The organism is Pseudomonas sp. (assembly GCF_030684895.1).
In the GTDB taxonomy this organism is placed as follows: Bacteria; Pseudomonadota; Gammaproteobacteria; order Pseudomonadales; family Pseudomonadaceae; genus Aquipseudomonas.
On the sequence record NZ_JAUXXP010000017.1, the window covers coordinates 85,006 to 106,395 of the forward strand.

Here is a 21,390-nt window from a genome sequence, read left to right on the forward strand (position 1 = left end):
ACGCCGCCTGATCAGGCGGCGTTTTTGTTTGGGTGTTGGTCAGGCCGGCTTGGCGCCCATCAGCCCCATGATCACTAGTAACAGCAGCACGATCAGCCCGGCATAGGCCGCACAGAAGCCCAGTAGGCGCTTGGGTGCCGGAGTGCCGTTCAAGGCTTGCCAGGCGCTCAGGCGGCCCGCCAGCAACAAACCGACCACCATCAACACAGCAAACAGCACACTGCTGAGCAGCAGCCAGGTCTGGCTCAACGGCCAACCGATCAGGTCAACCAGCAACCAGCCGGTTACCGGCAGGCTTAGGGCCAGCAGTCCGAGAACCGGCATGCTAATCAGACGGGTGCGTTTCAACTTGCGTTGCAAAACGGCTGCATCAGCGCCACGTGAGGCTTTCCATAACATAAACAGATGCACCGCCACCCCAACCAGCAAGAGGATGCCGGGCAACATGTGCAACATTTTCAGCAGTGGGTAATGTTCCATCGATTCAGCTCCTGCCGATTAGCCTAAAAAGAGTTTGTACGCCGGATTATCGCTCTCGTCCCAATAGGGGTAGCCGATGGCTTCCAGCGCCGCCGGCACCAGATGGCGCTCGGCTTGTGGCACTTGCAGGCCCGCCACCACGCGACCATCGGCAGCGCCATGATTGCGGTAGTGGAACATCGAAATATTCCAGCGCCCACCCAATTTCTGTAAGAAATTAAACAGCGCGCCCGGCCGCTCGGGAAACTCGAAGCGATACACGCATTCATCCGGCACCGCTGCGGCATGACCGCCGACCATATGGCGGATATGCAACTTGGCCAGCTCGTTTTCGGTCAGGTCCAGTACCGGGAAGCCCTGCTCGCGCAGGCCCTGCACCAGCGCGGCGCGCGGATCGCTTTCAGGGTGGGTCTGCACGCCAACGAAGATGTGCGCTTCTTTATCCTCGTGGTAGCGGTAGTTGAACTCGGTGATCTGCCGCTTGCCGATGGCCTCGCAGAACGCCTTGAAGCTGCCCGGTTGCTCGGGGATGGTCACGGCAATGATGGCTTCGCGCTTCTCGCCCAGTTCGGCACGCTCAGCGACGTGGCGCAGGCGGTCGAAGTTGACGTTGGCACCCGAGTCGATACCCACCAGCACCTGGCCGCTGCAGCCTTCGCGCTCCACGTACTTCTTGATCCCGGCCACGCTGAGGGCGCCAGCCGGTTCGGTGATCGAACGGGTGTCGTCGTAGATGTCCTTGATCGCTGCACAGATCTCGTCGGTGCTGACGGTGATCACCTCGTCGACATGGTCCTTGCACACGTCAAAGGTGTGCTGACCGATCTGCGCCACCGCCACGCCATCGGCAAACAGCCCAACCTGCGGCAACACCACGCGCTCGCCGGCCGCCATGGCGGCCTGCAGGCAGTTGGAGTCGTCCGGCTCGACGCCGATGATCTTGATTTCCGGGCGCAGGTATTTCACATAAGCGGCGATCCCTGCGATCAGCCCGCCGCCGCCGACCGGCACGAAGATCGCGTCGAGTTGACCCGGCTGCTGACGGAGAATTTCCATCGCCACGGTGCCCTGGCCAGCAATGGTGTGCGGGTCATCGTAGGGGTGGATATAGATGTAGCCCTTCTCGTCGACCAGCTTCAGTGAATAGGCCAGCGCCTCGGGAAAGCTGTCGCCATGCAACACCACCTTGCCGCCACGCGAGCGCACGCCCTGCACCTTGATCTCCGGGGTGGTCTTGGGCATCACGATGGTGGCTTTGACCCCCAGCACCTTGGCCGCCAGCGCCAGACCCTGGGCATGGTTGCCGGCCGATGCAGTGACCACGCCACGCGCCTGTTCTTCAGCGGAGAGTTGCGCCAGCTTGTTGTAGGCGCCACGAATCTTGAACGAGTACACCGCCTGCAGGTCTTCACGCTTGAGCAGAATCTGGTTGCCCAACCGCTCGGAAAGCTGGTTGGCGGCTTGCAGCGGGGTTTCCACCGCCACGTCATAGACGCGCGAGGTGAGGATCTTCTTGACGTACTGTTCGAGCATGGCGGGCATCGCAGGCGGCTTTTCAGGGAGTCCGCGAGTCTACCCCAGCCCCGCGCCGATCGACCACATAACGCGCAGGGTTTTCCCGCCTCAGGCCACCTGGCCGCCCAGCCGCGCTATAATTCGCGCCTTTCCTCACTCCCACACCAGGCCCCATGATGAACCAGGATCAACTCAAGCAAGCCGTCGCCCAGGCTGCCGTCGACTTTATTCTTCCCAAACTCGACGCCAAGAGTGTGATCGGGGTCGGCACCGGCTCCACCGCCAACTGCTTTATCGACGCCCTGGCCAAGCACAAGATGGAATTCGACGGCGCCGTCGCCAGCTCCGAAGCCACCGCCGCGCGCCTTAAAGGCCATGGCATTCCAGTGTATGAGCTGAATACGGTCAACGACTTGGAGTTCTATGTCGACGGCGCCGACGAGAGCGACGAGCACCTCAACTTGATCAAGGGCGGCGGCGCGGCCCTGACCCGCGAGAAAATCGTTGCCGCCGTGGCGCAGACCTTTATCTGCATCGCCGACGCCAGCAAGCTGGTGCCGGTGCTCGGCGCCTTCCCGCTGCCGGTGGAAGTGATCCCGATGGCGCGCAGCCATGTCGCCCGCCAGTTGGTCAAGCTTGGCGGCGATCCGGTGTACCGCGAGGGCGTGGTGACCGATAACGGCAATATCATCCTCGATGTATTCAACCTGTCGATCACCAACCCGGTGGAGCTGGAAAGCCAGATCAACGCCATCGTCGGCGTGGTCACCAATGGCCTGTTCGCTGCCCGTCCAGCTGACCTGCTGCTGCTCGGCACCGCAGAAGGCGTGAAAACCCTTAAGCGCGCCTGACGCTTAGAGCAGCAATAGCTGGCGGCTGTGCAAAAATGGATCAAGTCGGCAGACAGCACGCGCCCTTGGCGTCATGCTGCCGGCAGTGCTTAGCAGGCCGTTAAAACGTAATCAGGATCGTCAGGGAGTTTTATGTCCGCATTCGTCTCGTCCGCCCATGATCGCCAGTTGGAGCTCGCCGATCTACTGCGCGAGCTGGTCGCCCAGGGTCGGACCCATCAGGACAATGCCGAGCAATGCCTGGCGATCCGCCGCAGCGCCGTCAGCAACCAGCAACACCCGCTGGAATTTCTCGCGGCCCAGCAACTCGACGACCTGAAAAACCCGGGCAAGAAGCTTGAGCTGGAAGGACTGACCAGTTGGCTGGCGGAGCAATGCGGCCAGCCCTTCCTGCGCATTGATCCGCTGAAAATCAACGTCGCCGCCATCACCCCGTTGATGTCCTACGCCTTCGCCCAGCGCCACAAGATTCTTGCCGTGGCAGTGGACAGCGACAGCGTGACCATTGCCAGCAGCCAGCCGCTGGTCAACAGCTGGGAGGCCAACCTGACCCATGTGCTCAAACGCCCGATCAAGCGTGTGGTGGCCAGCCCGGTGGATATTCAGCGTTTTACCGTGGAGTTCTACCGCCTGGCCAAATCGGTCAGCGGCGCCTCGGCCGGTGACACGAAGATCAGCGGCGTGGGCAACTTCGAGCAGTTGCTCAACCTCGGCTCCCAGGATCAGGAGCCCGACGCCAACGATGCGCATATCGTCAATATCGTCGACTGGCTGTTCCAGTACGCCTTCACCCAGCGCGCCAGTGATATCCATATCGAACCACGCCGCGAGCAGGGCACCGTGCGCTTTCGCATCGACGGCGTGCTGCACACCGTCTACCAATTCCCACCCCAGGTGACCATGGCCATCGTCAGCCGCCTGAAAAGTCTGGGCCGGATGAACGTCGCCGAAAAGCGCAAACCGCAGGATGGCCGGGTCAAGACCAAGACCCCGGACGGCGGCGAAGTGGAACTGCGCCTGTCGACCCTGCCCACCGCGTTTGGCGAAAAGATGGTGATGCGGATTTTCGACCCCGAAGTGCTGCTGAAAAGTTTCGATCAGCTGGGTTTCTCCGCCGATGACTTGAAACGCTGGCAGAGCATGACCAGCCAGCCCAACGGCATCATCCTGGTCACCGGCCCGACCGGCTCAGGCAAGACCACCACGCTGTACACCACGCTCAAGCAACTGGCCACGCCGGAAGTGAACCTCTGCACTATTGAAGACCCAATCGAGATGGTCGAGCCGGCCTTCAACCAGATGCAAGTGCAACACAATATCGACCTAACCTTCGCCAGCGGCGTGCGCGCGCTGATGCGCCAGGACCCGGACATCATCATGGTCGGCGAAATCCGCGACCTGGAAACCGCCGAGATGGCGATCCAGGCGGCGCTCACCGGTCACTTGGTGCTGTCGACCCTGCACACCAACGACGCACCGAGCGCCATCACTCGCCTGCTGGAGCTGGGCGTACCGCACTATCTGCTCAAGTCCACCCTGCTCGGCGTGATGGCCCAGCGTCTAGTACGCACCCTGTGCCCGCATTGCAAGGCACCGCAGACACTGGATGAAGACGGCTGGCAGAGCCTGACCAAACCCTGGAGTGCACCGCTGCCGACCCAGGCCTGCAGCGCCGTCGGATGTCTGGAATGCCGCGACACCGGTTACCGCGGCCGCGCTGGCGTGTATGAAATCATGCTGATCAATGATGCGATGAAGCCCTTGATCACCGCCGACACCGACCTGGTCGCCCTGCGCCGCCACGCCTTCAAGGAAGGTATGCGCAGCCTGCGCCTGTCCGGCGCGCAGAAAGTCGCCGCTGGCCTGACCACCATTGAGGAAGTGCTGCGGGTGACTCCGCAGAGCGAGCAGAAATAACCATAGCCCGCGAATTTCAGCTGCGAGGCAAACGCTGCTGGCGGGCGAGGATGCTCGCCACCCGCTGCGGCTTGCAATCCAGGTAGGCGGAAGCCTGCAACCAGCGTTGATTGGAATGCCAAGCGAAGAGAAACTGCCCGCCCTTAAGCTGGTCGACCACCATCCGCGCCACTTCCGGACGCACCGCCGGACAACCCAGGCTGCGGCCAATCCGCCCCTGGCTTTGCACCAGGCTCGAGCTGACATATGAAGCACCGTGAATAACGATTGCACGCTCACGGGCCAGATCATTCAGCCCAGGTTCCAAACCATCCATACGCAGGGAATAACCGTGCTTGCCGCTGTAGCTTTCAGCGGTGCGGAACAAACCCAGGCTGGTCTGATTACTGTCCAGACGATTGGAAAACACCTCGGCGAAGTTCTCCCCGGACTTGCGGCCGTGGGCGACAAAATCACGCAGCAGTAAACGCTTGCGCTGCAGATCGAAGATCCACAAACGCCGTTCGGTAGAAGGCCGCGAATAATCGATCACCGCCAGGCGCCGCGCAGGCTCAGCACCATGATTGACCGCGCACTGCATGGCCGCCAGGGCATGCTGCAGCGCCTGCTGATTAAGACCAGGCGCAATCAGCGCCAGATCCCTGAGCAGCCCATCCTGCTCGGCGGCGGTTGCCGACAAGGGCATCCACGAAAGCCAAAATCCAATCAGGCAGAACCTGCCAAGACGTCCAAACATTGCGCAAATACCTCTAGTACCTTCGGACGTCCTGTCACAAGATCCAACCATCGCCCGCCTATACTGGCTGCGGCCAAGTTGTTCTTAGCCCATGGACTGGAGCAGTAGATTGTTCAAAAAACGCACACTCTACATGAGCGCTGCCCTGCTCACCCTGCCATTGGTCGCCAACGCCACCGATGCGCCCTTTGCCACCAGCGCCGATCTGCGCCCATTGCTGGCCCAGCTGACGCAGCACTGCAGCCCATTACCGACAAGCCTAGACGAGAATGCTCAGCGTCTGCTGCAGGCTTTTTATGCACAACGTGACGGCCAACCGGCCTGGCAGAGCGGCGAACAGCTGCTGCAATTGCGCGAGCAGCTGGCGCAATTGGCCGATGACGGCCTGCAGCCCAGCGACTATCTGCTGCCCAGCCTGGTTGCGGAAAGCTTCGCCGAACAACGCGACTGCGCGGAACTGCTGACCAGCCACAGCTACCTGCAGGCGCTGCTGCACCTGCGCCGTGGCCGCTTGCTGCAACAGCGCCTGGAACCGCTGTGGCAGGCACCAGGGCAAACCAATCCAGATCCGCAACTGGCGACCCTCTCCCTGGCCCTGCTGCACCTGTACACGCCGCCCCTGGCCTTTGCCAGCGCACGGCCGGCCACCGTGCACTATCAGCGGCTGCGTAGCGCTTATGCACAACAACGCCTACAGCCGCTACAGGCGTGGACGACGCTGGCCAGCGGTGCACAACTCAAACCCGGCGGCAAGGATGCGCGGCTGCCAGCATTGCGCGCACGGCTGATCGCCCAGAGCTACCTGGCTGTACCGCTAGAAGAACTGGGCAGCGCTTATGATCTGGCCACGCAAAGCGCCCTGGAGAGTTTCCAGCGCGACCACGGCCTCAACCCGGATGGCATTCTCGGCCCCGCCAGCCTGACCGAACTGAATATCAGCGCACCGCTGCGCCGCGAGCAACTGCGCGCCAATCTCGAACGCCTGCGCTGGCTGGCAGACTCCATGGGCGAGGCCGAGGTGCTGATCAATGTCGCGGCCGCCGAACTACAGGTGCGGCGCAATAACCAGCTGCTTTGGCGCACCCGTACCCAGGTTGGTCGCGCCGAACGGCAAACGCCGCTGCTTGCCTCAAGCATCGTGCGGCTGACCCTCAATCCGACCTGGACCGTGCCGCCGACCATCCTGCGCGAAGACAAACTGCCGGCCATTCGCGACGACATCGACTACCTGGAACGCCAGCAGATGAGCGTGCTCGACCGCGACGGCACGCTGCTCGACCCACACAGCATCGACTGGGACAACCCCGGGGCGATCCGTCTGCGTCAGTCGGCCGGCAGCCATAACCCGCTTGGCCGCGTCGCCGTACGTTTCGCTAACCCATTCGCGGTCTATCTGCACGACACGCCCAGCCAGCAACTGTTCAACAAGGCCCCGCGTGCGTTCAGCTCGGGCTGCGTGCGGGTCGAGGCCGTCGACACCCTGCTCGCCTGGCTGCTCAGCCCGGATGAGCTGAGCAGCGTGCAGACGCGCATCGCCAGTGGCGACACCCAGCAGTACCGGCTGCAACATCCGGTACCACTACTGATTGCCTACTGGACCGCCGACGCCACCAAGGATGGAGCCCTGCGCTACTACCCGGACATCTACGCCCGTGACGCACGCCTGGTCAACGCCCTGGCGCCAAACGCGCACTGAGCCGCAGCCATGACCGCTGATCGGCGCACCTTGCAACACCATCGACAGCTGCGCCAACGCCAACTGTGCTTAGATACCTGAACCGCTAATCAGCAGACCTCAACTCGCTAAGGAGCTACACCACATGGAAATCGGCAGTGTCATTTTTCTCTTTGTCGGCCTCGCCGTCGCCATCGTCTTTATGGGTTTCAAGGTTGTGCCACAGGGCTACGAATGGACAGTGGAGCGCTTCGGCCGCTACACCAACACCCTCAAGCCGGGCCTGAACATCATCGTACCGATCATGGACAGGGTCGGCCGCAAGCTCAACGTGATGGAAAACGTGCTGGATATTCCGCCGCAGGAAGTGATCACCGCCGATAACGCCACGGTGCAGATCGACGCCATCTGCTTCTTCCAGATCATCAACTCGGCCCAAGCGGCTTACGAGGTAAACAACCTCGAACACGCCATCCGCAACCTGGTGATGACCAATATCCGTACCGTGCTCGGCTCGATGGAGCTGGACGCCATGCTCGGCCAGCGCGATGCGATCAACGAAAAACTGCTGCGCACTGTCGATGAAGCCACCGCACCCTGGGGCATCAAGATCACCCGTATCGAGATCAAGGACATCAGCCCGCCCGCCGACCTGATGGCCGCCATGTCCGGGCAGATGAAAGCCGAACGGATCAAACGCGCACAAATTCTCGAAGCCGAAGGTCTGCGTGCCGCTGCCATTCTCACCGCCGAAGGGCAGAAGCAGGGCGACATCCTCAAGGCCGAAGGTCAACGCCAAGCCGCTTTCCTCGAAGCCGAAGCGCGCGAACGTGCCGCCCAGGCAGAAGCCGAAGCCACGCGTATGGTTTCCGAAGCCATCGCCAAGGGTAACGTGCAGGCGGTCAACTACTTCGTTGCACAGAAATACATCGAAGCCCTCGGCCAACTGGCCAGCGCCAACAACAGCAAGGTCATCCTCATGCCGCTGGAAGCCAGCCAGGTCATCGGCGCCGTCGGCGGCATCAGCGAAATTGTCAAAGCCACCTTCGGTGAGAAGAAGGGTTAAGCCATGTGGGACTTTTTACAGCACCTGTCGTACTGGAACTGGCTGGCTTTCGGCACGCTGCTGCTGATTCTCGAAGTGTTCGGTGCCGGCGGTTATTTGCTGTGGATCGGCCTGGCCGCCGCCAGCGTCGGCCTGTTGACCTTTGTCTTCCCGGGCCTGCCGTGGGCAGCGCAGTTCATCCTGTTCGGCCTGCTCTCGATCCTCACGGCGGTGTTCTGGTGGCAACGCCAGCGCAGCGCGGCCAAGCCTTCCGACCAACCAGGACTGAACCAGCGCGGCAGTGAATTCGTCGGCCGCACCTTTGTCCTGCACGAAGCCATCAACGGCGGACGCGGCAAGATCAAGGCCGGCGACAGCCTGTGGCTGGTAATCGGCGCTGACCTGCCGGCCGGCACGCCAGTACGGGTGGTGGGCCAGGATGGTGTGCTGCTGCGGGTTGTAGCCGCGCAGTCGGACTGATGGCCAAGGCTGTAAACGACAACGCCCCGCATTGCGGGGCGTTGTCGTTTACGCATGGCGCTTAGGCGTCGCTGTCAGCGCTGGCCTTGTAGGCGGCCGCGTCGAGCAGCTTGTCCAACTCGCTGGCGTCGCTTGGCTTGAGCTTGAAGAACCAGCTGCCGTACGGGTCGCTGTTGACGCTTTCCGGGCTGTCGGCCAAGCCGTCGTTGATCGCGATCACTTCACCGGAAACCGGTGCATAGATGTCGGACGCGGCCTTGACCGACTCCACCACCCCAGCTTCCTGGCCGGCATTCAGGGTCTTGCCGACTTCTGGCAGCTCGATGAACACCACATCACCCAGGGCTTCCTGAGCGTGATCGGAAATGCCTACGGTAACGCTGCCATCGGCTTCCAGGCGCGCCCACTCGTGGCTGGCGGCGTAACGCAGATCGGCGGGGATAGTGCTCATGTGTCGTTCCTCATCTGACATGACGGCGACCACGCCGTCATGGAAATTTAGCAGGCCTTGGCCATACCGAAAGAAAGTCTTTAAAAACCTGACGCACCGTTACAAACCGGGGCGTTCTCGACCATCCATGGCCAGTTCAAGGCTTAGATAAGCGCCTTGCCGTTACGCACAAACGTCGGTTTGACCACTCGCACCGGGTACCACTTGCCGCGAATCTCTACTTCAGCACGCTCGCTGGTAGCCGCCGGCACGCGGGCCAGGGCGATGGATTTACCCAGGGTCGGCGAGAAGCTGCCGCTGGTGATCTCGCCTTCGCCCACCCCTTCAACTCGCACTACCTGATGCGCACGCAGCACGCCGCGCTCTTCCAGCACCAGGCCGACCAGCTTGGAGGCAACGCCTTCGGCCTTCTGCTTCTGCAGCGCGGCGCGACCAACAAAACCACGGCTGGCCGGCTCCCAGGCGATGGTCCAGGCCATATTAGCGGCCAGCGGGGTCACACTTTCGTCCATGTCCTGGCCGTATAGGTTCATCCCGGCTTCAAGGCGCAGGGTGTCGCGCGCGCCAAGACCGATCGGGGAAATACCGGCACCGACCAGCTCATTAAGGAAGGCCAACACTTCGCTGGCTGGCAGCATGATTTCCAGGCCGTCTTCGCCGGTATAACCGGTGCGAGCAATAAACCACTCGCCATCGGGCTGGCCTTCAAAGGGCTTGAGGCTCTGAATCAGGTTGGCGCGCGACTGGCTGACCAGCTCGGCGGTCTTGCTGCGCGCCTGCGGGCCTTGAATGGCCAGCATCGCCAGCTCGGCGCGCTCGTGCAGCTGCACGTCGAAATCGACGCTTTGCAGGTGCATCCAGGCCAGGTCCTTGTCGCGGGTCGAGGCATTCACCACCACGCGGTAACCGAAGTCGGTGAGGTAGACGATCAAGTCATCCACCACCCCACCCTGCTCGTTGAGCATACCGCTATAGAGGGCTTTGCCGATGCTCTGCAGACGCTCGATGTCGTTGGCCAGCAGGTGCTGCAGATAAGCCTTGGCCTGGCTGCCGCTGACATCCACCACGGTCATGTGCGACACATCGAACACCCCGCAGTCGCGACGCACCTGATGGTGCTCCTCGACCTGCGAGCCATAGTGCAACGGCATGTCCCAACCGCCGAAGTCGACCATCTTGGCACCCAAGGCGAGGTGCAGGTCATAGAGCGGTGTGCGCTGTCCCATAAGTGTCTCCTTGCGGGCTGGGCAGTGCAGCGGCAACCTGGCTGAGCCCACACAATCGGGCACTGGCACGGGCTATCAAGGTGATCGGCCGCTGCGAATGGCGCGCATTGTAGCCGCAACACCGGGGGCGGTCATCTTGGTCTTGCCTGTACTGAACAAGCCTGGCGGGTTACGCCGCTACGCGGCTAACCCACCCTACCCGTGACGACGCGCCGAACGGCGGATCAGCAGAATCACCGGCAACAGCCCGACCAGCACCAGGGTCAGGGCCGGCAGCGCAGCGCGCGCCCACTCGCCTTCGCTGGTCATTTCAAACACCCGCACCGACAACGTGTCCCAACCAAAGGGGCGCATCAGCAGGGTGGCGGGCATTTCCTTGAGCACATCGACAAATACCAGCAGCGCTGCCGACAGCGCCCCCGGCACCAGCAGCGGCAGGTAGACCTTGAAGAACAATCCGACGCCGCCGACGCCGAGGCTGCGCGAGGCTTCCGGCAAGGACGGACGAATGCGCGCCAGGCTGTTTTCCAGCGGCCCGTAGGCCACCGCCAGAAAGCGGATCATATAGGCCAGCAGCAGCGCCGACAGGCTGCCGAGCAGCACCGGCTTGCCTGCGCCGCCCAGCCAGCTGGACAGCGGAATAACCAGTTCACGATCCAGGTAACTGAACGCCAGCATGATCGCCACCGCCAGCATCGAACCCGGCAAGGCATACCCGAGATTGGCCAAGCCAACGGTTGAACGCATCAGCCGAGTCGGCGCCAGACGCCGAGCGAAGGCCAGCAGCAAAGCCACGCTGACGGTGATCAGCGCCGCCATCGCGCCCAGGTAGAGGGTATGCAGAATCAAGGCGCTGTAGCGCTCATCCAGATCGAAACGACCGCGCTGCCAGAACCAGACGATCAGCTGCAGTACCGGGATGACAAAACCACAGGCGAATACCAGGCCGCACCAAGCGCTGGCCGCCAACGCCTGGCCGCCTTTAAGGTGATACAGCGCCTTGCCGCGTGGCCGTTCATTTACCGGGCGCACCGCACCGCGGGCGCGGCGCTCGCCGTAGAGCACCAGCATCACCGCCAGCAGCAGCAGGCTGGCCAGTTGAGTAGCACTGGTCAGGCTGTAGAAGCTGTACCAGGTCTTATAAATGGCGGTGGTAAAGGTGTCGAAGTTGAACACCGAGACCGCGCCGAAATCCGCCAGGGTTTCCATGATCGCCAGGGCCAGGCCGGCGCCAATCGCCGGGCGCGCCATTGGCAGGGCAACGCGCCAGAACGCTCGCCACGGGCTCAGACCAAGCACCCGCGCCGCTTCCATCAATCCCTTGCCCTGGGCCAGAAAGGCATTGCGCGCAAGCAGGTAAACGTAGGGGTAGAACACCAGCACCAGGACGATGATCACCCCGCCAGTGGAACGCACGCGGGGGAAGCGCACACCGCTGCCGAACCACTCGCGCAGCAGGGTCTGCAGCGGGCCGGCGAAATCCAGCAGGCCGACAAATACAAATGCCAGCACATAGGCGGGAATGGCAAACGGCAGCATCAGCGCCCAATCCAACCAGCGCCGACCGGGAAACTCACAGAGGCTGGTGAGCCAGGCCAGGCTGACGCCAAGCAGCGTCACGCCCACACCGACACCCAACACCAACACCAGGGTATTGCCGAGCAGACGCGGCAACTGGGTTTGCCACAGGTGCGCCCAGATCTGCTGGTCGACCTCATGCCAGCTGAACATCAGCACGCTCAGCGGCAGCAGCACCAGCAAGGCAACGGCAAAGGCGATGGGGTACCAGCGGCGCTGAGCAGGATGGGCCACGCAAAATCCTCAAGACAAAAACACAACGCCCCGGGCTAAGCCGGGGCGTCGAGTATAACGGCGTAGGATGGGTTGAGGCGCGTAGCGGCGATACCCATCGTGTTGGATGCGATGGGTATCGCTGCGCTCAACCCATCCTACGCACTAGCTGCTGACGATCTGCGCTTAGTTCCAGCCAGCACGATCCATCAGCATGGTCGCTTCGGCCTGGCGCTTGCCAGCCACTTCGGTGGCGATCGAATCAGCCTTGAAGGTGCCCCACGCGGCGACTTCCTTGGACGGTGCAACCGCCGGGTTAGCCGGGAACTCCTGGTTAACGCCGGCGAAGATGGTCTGCGCTTCTTCGGTGGTCATCCACTCCAGCAGCTTGCGCGCGGCTTCGGCATGCGGCGCGTGTTTGGTGACACCGGCACCGGCCAGGTTGACGTGCACGCCACGGTCGTTCTGGTTCGGCCAGTACGGCTTCACTTTCAGATCAGGCTGCTGCTGGTGCAGGCGGCCGTAGTAGTAGGTGTTGGTGATGCCGACGTCACACTGACCGGCGTCGATGGCTTGCAGCAGCGCGGTGTCATCGGCGAACACGTCGGTGGCCAGGTTGTTGACCCAGCCCTTGACGATTTCTTCGGTCTTGGCCGCGCCATGGGTTTCGATCAGGGTGGCGGTCAGGGACTGGTTGTAGACCTTCTTGCTGGTACGCAGGCACAGGCGGCCTTCCCAATTCTTGTCAGCCAGGGCTTCGTAGGTGCTCAGCTCGCTCGGCTTAACCCGCTCGGTGGAGTAGAAAATGGTCCGCGCGCGCAGTGACAGGCCAGTCCAGCTGTCGGTGCTGGAACGGTACTGGGCCGGGATATTGGCGGCAATCAGCTCGGATTGGGTCGGCTGCAGCACGCCTTCCTGCTCGGCCTGCCAGAGGTTGCCGGCGTCTACGGTGATCAGCAGGTCGGCCGGGGTGTTGGCACCTTCGGCTTTCAGACGGGCGATAAGCGGCGCTTCCTTGTCGGTGATGAACTTGACCTTGACCCCGGTCTTGGCGGTGTAAGCATCGAACACCGGCTTGATCAGCTCGTCGATACGCGAGGAATACACCACCACTTCATCGGCGGCCTGCGCAGTGCTGGCCAGCGCGGTGAGAGAGAGTGCGGCGAACAAGCCTTTGCTTACCTGCATGGTGTAGTGCCTCTTGGTATAGACGAGTTAAGGTGCCAAATAGTAGTGAATGACATTTAGCTTCTCAACTCGTTATCCATTTAAACCTGTAACAAGCGCCTTCACACTCCTTATGCCACCGCCTGCTGCGCGGCCAACTGTTTGGCCTGCTCACGCAACACAAACTTCTGCACCTTGCCAGTGCTGGTTTTCGGCAGGCTGGTGAACACCACGCAGCCCGGCACTTTGAAACGCGCCATGCGCTGCTGACAGAAGGCGATAACCTCCTCGGCCGTCAGCTCGGCACCCGGTTTAAGGGTGATAAAGGCGCACGGCGTTTCGCCCCATTTGGCATGGGCCATGGCCACCACGGCGGCTTCGAGGATCTGCGGGTGACGGTACAGCACGTCTTCCACCTCAATGGAGGAGATGTTCTCACCGCCGGAAATGATGATGTCCTTGCTGCGGTCCTTGATTTCCACATAACCGTCGGCATGCCACACCGCCAGGTCGCCGGAGTGGAACCAGCCACCGGCAAAAGCTTCGGCGGTGGCCGACGGGTTCTTCAGATAGCCCTTCATCACCACATTGCCGCGCATCATGATTTCGCCGATGGTCTGGCCGTCTTTCGGCACCGGCTGCAGGGTATCGGGGTCGGCCACCATCAGGCCGTCGAGCAGCGGCGCACGCACGCCCTGGCGGGATTTCAGGCGCGCACGCTGTTCCGGGCTTTCGCTGTCCCACTCACTCTTCCACTCGCAGGCCACGCTGGGGCCGTAGGTTTCGGTCAGGCCATAGACGTGGGTCACGCGAAACGCCAGGGCTTCCATGGCTTCGATTACCGCAGCGGGTGGTGCGGCGCCGGCGGTCAATACTTTTACCGGCCGGGTTTTCAGGGCTTTTAGCGCCTCATCGGCGTTGGCCAGCATATTCAGCACGATGGGCGCGCCGCAGAAATGGTCGACGCCATGCTCGGCAAGCGCCGGGTAGATGGCTTCGGCACGCACATGGCGCAGGCACACGTTGACCCCGACATAGGCGGCCAGCGCCCAGGGGAAGCACCAGCCGTTGCAGTGGAACATCGGCAGCGTCCACAGGTACACCGGGAAGCGGCCCATGTCCCAGCACATGGCATTGGACAGCGCATTCAGGTGCGCGCCGCGATGGTGGTAAACCACGCCCTTGGGGTTGCCGGTGGTGCCGGAGGTGTAATTGAGCGAGATCGCCTGCCATTCGTCGGCGGGCAACTGCCAGGCATAGTCCGGGTCGCCTTCGGCCAGCAGCGCCTCGTAATCCAGCTGGCCGATCAGCAGTCCCTCGGCATATTCCGTATCATCGATGCCAATCACCAGCGGCGGTTGCGGCAAATGGCCGACCACGCGCTGCGCCAACTCACCGAATTCCTTGTCCACCAGCAGCACCTTGGCTTCACCGTGCTGCAGGATAAAGGCGATGGCTTCGGCATCCAGACGGGTGTTGATGGCATTCAGCACCGCGCCGCACATCGGCACGCCAAAATGCGCCTCGAACATCGCCGGGCCGTTGGGCGCGATCACCGCCACCGTGTCGCCCAGGCCAATGCCGCGCTGGGCCAGCGCCGAGGCCAGACGAATACTGCGGCTATAGGTTTCGCCCCAGGTCTGGCGCAGGCTGCCGTTAATTAGCGCCAGGCGCTGCGGATAGACGCTGGCGGCGCGCTCGAGAAAGCTCAGCGGGCTGAGCGCCTGAAAATTTGCCGCATCGCGGGGCATGCCATATTCGTAGGGATTGACGCTGTACATTGTTGTTCTCCAGCTGGGCCGTTGTGCGCAGAAACCATAACAGCCGTGTGGTTTTAGCGATGCGCGACCTTGGTCGAAACCGTGACTTGCAAGTCAGCAATCACGTCAGCATAGGCATCCGAACAGCCATGCTGGTCGCTTGATCGCGGCGTAGTAACCGCCGCAGAGCGATTCGGCCTGTGTGACAAGCCTCCATAGCTTTATCTCGGCTTGTCTGGCGTTATCTTTTCAAGGAGTTATCGAGTGACCTCACGCTTACCTGTGATCGTTGGTTTTGGTGGCTATAACGCGGCTGGGCGCAGCTCCTTCCACCATGGTTTCCGCCGTACCGTTATCGAGTCCATGGACACCCCCGCGCGCCAGCAGACCCTGGCCGGCCTGGCGGTGATGATGAAGCTGATCAAGGTAGTCGACGGCGGCTATCAGGATGACGCCGGCAATGCCTTGAGCCTGGCCGAGATCGACGCTCGCTTCGCCGAGCAGATTCTTGCCTCGACCCTGGTGCGCCGCATCGGAAAACAGCACCTGGATGTCGACGCCGCACACTGGCAGAAGACCATCGACATCAGCGCCACCGCCGGCCAGCCGCTGAGTTTTATTACCCTGCGTAAACACCTGCCCGAACCGCTGCCATCTGACTGGACGGTGGACGAGCTGAACGCCAGCGAAGTGCTGGTGACCCTGCACGACAACTGCGAATTCAAGGTCGACAGCTACCGCGCCCTGCCGGTGAAATCCGCCGGGCAGCTGCCTACTGGCTTCGAGCCGAGCGAGCTGTACAACGCGCGCTTCCACCCGCGTGGCCTGGCCATGACCATTGTCGGCGTCACCGATGCGCTGCGTGCCACCGGTATTGAGTGGCAGACCATCATGCAGCACGTGGCACCGGATGAAGTCGCGGTGTTTGCTGGCAGCATCATGAGCCAGCTCGACGAAAACGGCTTCGGCGGACTGATGCAGTCACGCCTCAAAGGTGGGCGCGTCACCGCCAAGCAGCTGGCCCTGGGCCTCAACACCATGCCGGCGGACTTTATCAACGCCTATGTGCTGGGCAGCGTCGGCACCACCGGCAGCGTCACCGGCGCCTGCGCCACCTTCCTCTACAACCTGCAGAAAGGCATCGAGCTGATCAATTCGGGCAAGGCGCGGGTGGCCATCGTCGGCAACAGCGAAGCGCCGATCAATCAGGAATGCATCGAGGGTTACGGCGCCATGGGCGCCCTGGCCACCGAAGATGGCCTGCGGCAGATAGAAGGGAAAGAGACCGTCGACTTCCGCCGCGCCAGCCGCCCGTTTGGCGAGAACTGTGGCTTTACCCTGGCCGAAGCCTGCCAGTTCGTGGTGCTGATGGACGACGAGCTGGCCCTGGAACTGGGCGCGGATATCCACGGCGCGGTGCCGGATGTGTTTATCAACGCCGACGGCTTCAAGAAATCCATTTCCGCCCCCGGCCCTGGCAACTACCTGACCGTGGCCAAGGCCGTGGCCAGCGCCGTGCAACTGTTGGGCATCGACTCAGTGCGTGAGCGCAGCTTTGTGCATGCCCACGGCTCCAGCACGCCAGCCAACCGGGTGACCGAGTCGGAAATTCTCGACCGCATCGCCAGCGCCTTCGCCATCAAGCAGTGGCCGGTCACAGCAGTGAAAGCCTTTGTCGGCCACTCCCTGGCCACCGCCAGTGGTGATCAGCTGATCTCCGCTCTGGGCAGCTTCAAGTACGGCATCATTCCGGGGATCAAAACCATTGATGCAGTGGCCGAAGACGTGCACCAGCAGCACCTAAGCTTTGCCACCGCCGACCGCACCCGCGCACCCGAACAACTGGACCTGTGCGTGATCAACTCCAAGGGCTTTGGCGGCAACAACGCCAGCGCCCTGCTGCTGGCCCCGCATGTGGCCGAACGCATGCTGCGCAAGCGCCATGGCGAAGCGGCCTTTGCTGCCTACCTGCAACGCCGCGAAGCCACCCGCACTGCTGCTCAGGCCTACGACGCGCAAGCGCTGCTGGGTGATCTGGGGATTATCTACAACTTCGGCAACGACCTGATCGACGACCAGCAGATCGAGATCAACTGCGAGCAGATCAAGGTGCCGGGCTTTGCCCAACCGCTGGTGTTCAAGAAGGATGAGCGCTACGGCGATATGCTCGAGTAAGCCAAGCCATCGCCGAATACTCCGCGACGTAGCCCGGATGCAATCCGGGGCTTCTGTGGCTTTATCCCCGGATTACATCCGGGCTACGGGCTGCTATAGCGCCGCGATTTGTGGGAGGGGCTTTAGCCGCGATTGTGCCTGCCCACAACGCTAGACTCGTCGCTTAATCCAGCGCGCGGGCCAGCTGAATCAGCTCGGTGCGCCATGCGGCCGCCGCTGGCAGCGCCAGAAAATACGGATTAAGCAACGACTCACGCGCTTCATAGGTCAGCGCCTCGCCCTTGAGCGTCAGCACCTCGCCGCCCGCCCCTTCCAATACGCCCTGCGCCGCTGCGGTGTCCCACTGCGAGGTCGGAGCCAAACGCGGGTAGCAATCGGCATTGCCCTCGGCCAGCTGACAGAACTTCAGCGAACTGCCAACATTGGCCAGCTGCAGATCACCAAAGCGCTCGCTCAACCCGGCCAGCAACGCCTCCTGCGCCGGGCTGGAATGGCGACGACTGGCGACCAGGGTAAAAGCCTCCTGCGGAGCCAGGCGCACACTGATTTCCTCGCTGACACCCGCCGCATCGGCGCGCCAGGCACCCAGCCCTGCGCCGCCGTAATAGCACAGGCCGGTGGCCGGAATACCGACCACGCCAAATACCACGCGGCCTTGCTCGATCAGCGCGACGTTGACGGTGAACTCCTCGCTGCCGGCGATAAATTCCTTGGTGCCATCCAGCGGATCGACCAGCCACCAGCGGCTCCACTGCCCGCGCTCGCTCAGGGCAATATCGGCCGCCTCTTCAGAAAGCACCGGGATATCTGGGACGAGGGCCAGCAGGCCGTCATTAAGAATGTGGTGCGCGGCCATATCGGCGGCGGTCACCGGCGAGGCATCGGCTTTTTCATTCACCGTCACATCGGCGCGCCAGTACGGCAGAGTCGCCGCGCCGGCCTGACGCACCAGTTCGATGACTGCAGGAATCAGCGGATGGCTCATGGTTTGGCTCATACCTTGAAAACCCCACGCTGAGTCAGCACATCACGGGCCAGGTACAACGCCGCCAGGGCGCGACCTTCGGTAAATTGCGGATGCTGAATCAGGCTCGACAGCTCGCGCAGGCTGGTCTGATCGACGCGCATTGGCTCCGGCTCATCGCCCGGCAGGCGTTCTTCATATAAATCCGAGGCCAGCACCACCTGAATCTTCTGGCTCATATAGCCCGGCGACAGGCTCAGCTCGGCCAACAGTTCAAGCTTGCGCGCGCCAAAGCCGGCCTCTTCTTTCAGCTCACGATTGGCCGCGTCCAGCACGTCCTCACCCGGCTCGATCAGCCCTTTGGGTAGCGATAGCTGGTAATCATCGGTGCCGCCGCAATATTCCTCGACCAGCAGCGCGTGCTCGTCATCGACCATCGCCACCACCATCACTGCGCCATAACCTGCGCCCTTGCCCACCAGCCGCTCATAGGTGCGCTCCACGCCATTGCTGAAGCGCAGCTGCAGCTCCTCGACACGGAACAGGCGGCTGCTGGCGACGATTTCGCGGGCGAGTACGCTGGGTTTCTGACGCATGGGACGGCTCCTGGGCAGGACATAGCGGGTTATCATAACGCGGCTTTTCCTATTATCTGCGTAGGAGATTGCGCGATCACGACGCCGGTGGCGCAAATCGCGACGCCCTGCGCATCAGCCCGAAGAACTGCGCATGCCCTCCTTGCCCTGGAACGCCATCGACACCGTCCTGCTGGATATGGACGGCACTCTGCTCGACCTGCACTTCGACAACCACTTCTGGTTGCAGCACCTGCCGCAGCGCTACGCCGAGCATCACGGCGTCAGCCGCGCGCTGGCCGAAGCTGAACTGCTGCCGCTGTTTCGCGAGCACGCCGGCACCCTCAACTGGTACTGCACGGATTTCTGGAGCCGCGAACTGAAGCTGTCGATCCGCGACCTCAAGCGTGAAGTGGCGCATCTGATCGCCCTGCGCCCGGACGCCGACACCTTTATCCAGGCCCTGCGCCAAGCCGGCAAGCAGGTGGTGCTGATCACCAACGCGCACCGCGACTCGCTGTCATTGAAGCTGGAACGCATCGAGCTGGCGCCCTACTTCGACAGACTGATCAGCTCCCACGACTATGGCTTCCCCAAGGAAGACCAGCAGTTCTGGCATGCCCTGCAGCAGGACATCAGCTTCATGCCTGCGCGCAGCCTGTTTATTGATGACAGCCTGCCAATCCTGCGCAGCGCCGGACGTTTTGGCATCGGCCACCTGCTCGCCGTACGCCAGCCAGACAGCCAGGCGGGGCCGAAGGACACCGAGGAGTTTGCTGCGGTGGAGGATTACCGGGAGTTGCTGCGCGACCTTAAGGGGAACGACTGATGATTTGTGGGAGGGGCTTTAGCCGCGACGGTCGCCGCTGAAGCGCCTCCCACAGGTGTCACCTACTCGGGAATACGCAGCACCTGGCCCGGATAGATCTTGTCCGGATGGCTGAGCATCGGCTTGTTGGCTTCAAAGATTTTCGGGTAGGCATTGGCGTTGCCGTATTCGGCCTTGGCAATCGCGCTCAGGGTGTCGCCTTTCTTCACCGTGACAAAGCGCGCCGCCGGGGCCGGCGTAGTCACGCTGATATGGTCTTCCACTTCGGCCACGCCAGCGACGTTACCCAGGGCCAGGAGGATTTTCTCCTTCTCTTCCTGGCTGGCCACCTCGCCACGGACGATGACTTTTTCACCCTCAACACTCACCTGAATAGCCGGGTTACCCAAGCCCACCTTGGCGACATGCGCGGTCAATGACTCGGCCGCTTGGACCTCCTGGCCGACCAGTGATTCCCAGAGCTTGGTACCGGCTTCTTTAACAAAGGCAAACAGACTCATAAGGCTTCCTCTTGATTCCTTGGAAAGGGGGCCGAGCGACGCCGCTCGGAGCCAGAAGTCTAGACCCTGATTCGTGACAAAGGTGCCAGGCCCGGCGCTGTCGCTGCAGGCCGCGTCATAGGCCGTATTCGGCTCAAGAAAGCACTCCACTGCCTGCTAGAATCGGCAAAAACCAGGGCGTTGAAGGATCATCATGGACATCAAGCAGCTGAAGTTCCTTATCGCCCTGGATGAAACCCGCCACTTCGGCCAGGCCGCCGCGCGTTGCCATATCACCCAGCCGACCCTGTCGATGCGCCTGCGCCAGCTGGAAGACGAGCTAGGCCTGGAACTGGTGCATCGCGGTCAGCGCTTCGAGGGGTTCAGTGCCGAGGGCGAGCGTATTCTGGCCTGGGCCCGCAGCCTGATGGCCGCGCACGACGGTCTGTATGCGGAAGCGGCCGCCTGCCGTGGCCAGCTGGTCGGCACCCTGCGCCTGGGTGTGGTGCCGCTGGCTGGCTTCGATCCAATGCGCCTGGTGCAGTTTTTCGCCGAGCAGCATGCCGGGCTGCGCTTTCAGCTGTTTGCCCTGAGCAGCGAGGAGATTCTCGAACGCCTGGGGCGCAATCAGCTCGACCTTGGCCTGTCCTACCTCGACCGCCTTAACCCTGAGCATTTCGACAGCCTGGAGCTGGCCGAAACCCGCATGGGCCTGCTGTATGACCGCCGGCACTTCCAGTTCACCCGCCCGGCTCTGCGTTGGGAAAGCCTGATCGATCTGCCGTTGGGCCTGCTCTCGGCTGGCATGCATTTCCGTCAATCGATTGACCACAGCTTCCGCTCGCGTGGCTTAACGCCCAGCCCACGCCTGGAAACCGATGCCGTGCATCAATTGCTGCAAGCGGTCAGCGCCGGTTTGTGTTGCGCGATCATGCCGCTCAACAGCGGCCTGGCGGAATTCACCGAGCACCTGGCGCTGACGCCCATCGAGGACGCACACACACTCGCCCCGCTTGGCCTGATCCTGCGCCGCAGTGCGCCGCGCTCGGCCCTGGCCGAAGCCTGCTTTGCCGAAGCCCAGCAGTTTCTCGCGGGGCGATAGCCGCTACCGCTCTAGGCGCAGGCCCTGGACTGTCTTTTCTTTGAGGGGTGAACACATCGCCTGAAAAGGCAGATCGACTTTTCCAGAGCCGCCCCAACGTCTTTCGAGGTGGCACTTTGCCTGCAACAGAAAACTGCCTAGGATGGCTTACCGATTACCGAAAAAACGATGG

The 21,390-nt window shown here is 62.3% G+C and carries 19 protein-coding genes; 8 read left to right on the top strand and 11 right to left on the bottom strand.

All coding sequences use genetic code 11. The annotated features are described in order from the left end of the window. Positions 1–39 precede the first annotated feature (39 nt). Positions 40–480, bottom strand: a complete 441-nt coding sequence (locus Q8M42_RS03665) for a DUF2269 family protein (protein WP_304870263.1) — start codon at positions 478–480, stop codon at positions 40–42. Between the two features lie 18 nt (positions 481–498). Further along, positions 499–2,013 (bottom strand): threonine ammonia-lyase, biosynthetic, encoded by a 1,515-nt coding sequence (gene ilvA, locus Q8M42_RS03670; protein WP_304870265.1) that lies wholly within the window; start codon positions 2,011–2,013, stop codon positions 499–501. Positions 2,014–2,171: 158 nt separating this feature from the next. On the opposite strand from ilvA, the gene rpiA reads away from it, so the two are divergent. Beyond that, the gene (rpiA, locus tag Q8M42_RS03675) at positions 2,172–2,846 is read left to right on the top strand and encodes a ribose-5-phosphate isomerase RpiA (RefSeq protein WP_304870429.1); all 675 of its coding nucleotides are present in this window, start codon (positions 2,172–2,174) and stop codon (positions 2,844–2,846) included. A gap of 132 nt (positions 2,847–2,978) precedes the next feature. Continuing rightward, the gene (locus Q8M42_RS03680) at positions 2,979–4,763 is read left to right on the top strand and encodes a GspE/PulE family protein (RefSeq protein WP_304870266.1); all 1,785 of its coding nucleotides are present in this window, start codon (positions 2,979–2,981) and stop codon (positions 4,761–4,763) included. Positions 4,764–4,779: 16 nt separating this feature from the next. Here the strand turns inward: Q8M42_RS03680 and Q8M42_RS03685 are convergent, their stop codons facing one another. Then, positions 4,780–5,499 (bottom strand): murein L,D-transpeptidase catalytic domain family protein, encoded by a 720-nt coding sequence (locus Q8M42_RS03685; RefSeq protein ID WP_370692753.1) that lies wholly within the window; start codon positions 5,497–5,499, stop codon positions 4,780–4,782. A 133-nt stretch (positions 5,500–5,632) separates the two neighbouring features. Between Q8M42_RS03685 and Q8M42_RS03690 the strand changes: the two genes are divergently transcribed. The 3 genes from Q8M42_RS03690 (at position 5,633) to Q8M42_RS03700 (ending at position 8,699) form a co-directional block, all read left to right on the top strand. Next, entirely contained in the window at positions 5,633–7,195 is a 1,563-nt protein-coding gene (locus Q8M42_RS03690) for a murein L,D-transpeptidase (protein WP_304870270.1), read from the top strand. Positions 7,196–7,319: 124 nt separating this feature from the next. Further along, positions 7,320–8,240: an SPFH domain-containing protein gene (locus tag Q8M42_RS03695; RefSeq protein ID WP_304870272.1), complete on the top strand. Its 921-nt coding sequence runs from the start codon at positions 7,320–7,322 to the stop codon at positions 8,238–8,240. Positions 8,241–8,243: 3 nt separating this feature from the next. After that, positions 8,244–8,699 (top strand): NfeD family protein, encoded by a 456-nt coding sequence (locus Q8M42_RS03700; RefSeq protein ID WP_304870274.1) that lies wholly within the window; start codon positions 8,244–8,246, stop codon positions 8,697–8,699. A gap of 61 nt (positions 8,700–8,760) precedes the next feature. Here the strand turns inward: Q8M42_RS03700 and gcvH are convergent, their stop codons facing one another. From gcvH to Q8M42_RS03725, 5 genes are all read right to left on the bottom strand, one after another. After that, the gene (gene gcvH / locus Q8M42_RS03705; protein ID WP_304870276.1) at positions 8,761–9,150 is read right to left on the bottom strand and encodes a glycine cleavage system protein GcvH; all 390 of its coding nucleotides are present in this window, start codon (positions 9,148–9,150) and stop codon (positions 8,761–8,763) included. Positions 9,151–9,293: 143 nt separating this feature from the next. Continuing rightward, positions 9,294–10,376, bottom strand: coding sequence for a glycine cleavage system aminomethyltransferase GcvT (gene gcvT / locus Q8M42_RS03710; protein WP_304870278.1), 1,083 nt, complete (start codon positions 10,374–10,376; stop codon positions 9,294–9,296). 195 nt (positions 10,377–10,571) lie between these two features. Beyond that, positions 10,572–12,188: an iron ABC transporter permease gene (locus tag Q8M42_RS03715; protein ID WP_304870280.1), complete on the bottom strand. Its 1,617-nt coding sequence runs from the start codon at positions 12,186–12,188 to the stop codon at positions 10,572–10,574. 165 nt (positions 12,189–12,353) lie between these two features. After that, positions 12,354–13,355 (bottom strand): extracellular solute-binding protein, encoded by a 1,002-nt coding sequence (locus Q8M42_RS03720; protein ID WP_304870282.1) that lies wholly within the window; start codon positions 13,353–13,355, stop codon positions 12,354–12,356. Between the two features lie 110 nt (positions 13,356–13,465). Further along, a complete protein-coding gene (locus Q8M42_RS03725; protein WP_304870284.1) occupies positions 13,466–15,115 on the bottom strand; it encodes an acyl-CoA synthetase in 1,650 nt (549 codons plus the stop codon). 243 nt (positions 15,116–15,358) lie between these two features. Here Q8M42_RS03725 and Q8M42_RS03730 point away from each other — a divergent pair, with 243 nt between their 5' ends. Continuing rightward, on the top strand, positions 15,359–17,269 hold the full coding sequence (locus tag Q8M42_RS03730) for a beta-ketoacyl synthase (protein WP_304870286.1): 1,911 nt from the start codon (positions 15,359–15,361) through the stop codon (positions 17,267–17,269). A 163-nt stretch (positions 17,270–17,432) separates the two neighbouring features. On the opposite strand, the gene cysQ is transcribed toward Q8M42_RS03730, so the two are convergent. Further along, positions 17,433–18,254 carry a 3'(2'),5'-bisphosphate nucleotidase CysQ gene (cysQ, locus tag Q8M42_RS03735; protein WP_304870287.1) on the bottom strand — a complete coding sequence of 274 codons (822 nt, stop codon included), beginning with the start codon at positions 18,252–18,254 and terminating at the stop codon, positions 17,433–17,435. 8 nt (positions 18,255–18,262) lie between these two features. Further along, on the bottom strand, positions 18,263–18,829 hold the full coding sequence (gene nudE, locus Q8M42_RS03740; RefSeq protein WP_304870289.1) for an ADP compounds hydrolase NudE: 567 nt from the start codon (positions 18,827–18,829) through the stop codon (positions 18,263–18,265). Between the two features lie 133 nt (positions 18,830–18,962). Here nudE and yrfG point away from each other — a divergent pair, with 133 nt between their 5' ends. Beyond that, positions 18,963–19,637 (top strand): GMP/IMP nucleotidase, encoded by a 675-nt coding sequence (yrfG, locus tag Q8M42_RS03745; protein ID WP_304870291.1) that lies wholly within the window; start codon positions 18,963–18,965, stop codon positions 19,635–19,637. A gap of 62 nt (positions 19,638–19,699) precedes the next feature. Here yrfG and lysM read toward each other — a convergent pair whose 3' ends face one another. After that, a complete protein-coding gene (lysM, locus tag Q8M42_RS03750) occupies positions 19,700–20,137 on the bottom strand; it encodes a peptidoglycan-binding protein LysM (RefSeq protein WP_304870293.1) in 438 nt (145 codons plus the stop codon). 193 nt (positions 20,138–20,330) lie between these two features. On the opposite strand from lysM, the gene Q8M42_RS03755 reads away from it, so the two are divergent. Next, positions 20,331–21,218 carry a LysR family transcriptional regulator gene (locus tag Q8M42_RS03755; RefSeq protein ID WP_304870295.1) on the top strand — a complete coding sequence of 296 codons (888 nt, stop codon included), beginning with the start codon at positions 20,331–20,333 and terminating at the stop codon, positions 21,216–21,218. Positions 21,219–21,390 lie beyond the last annotated feature (172 nt).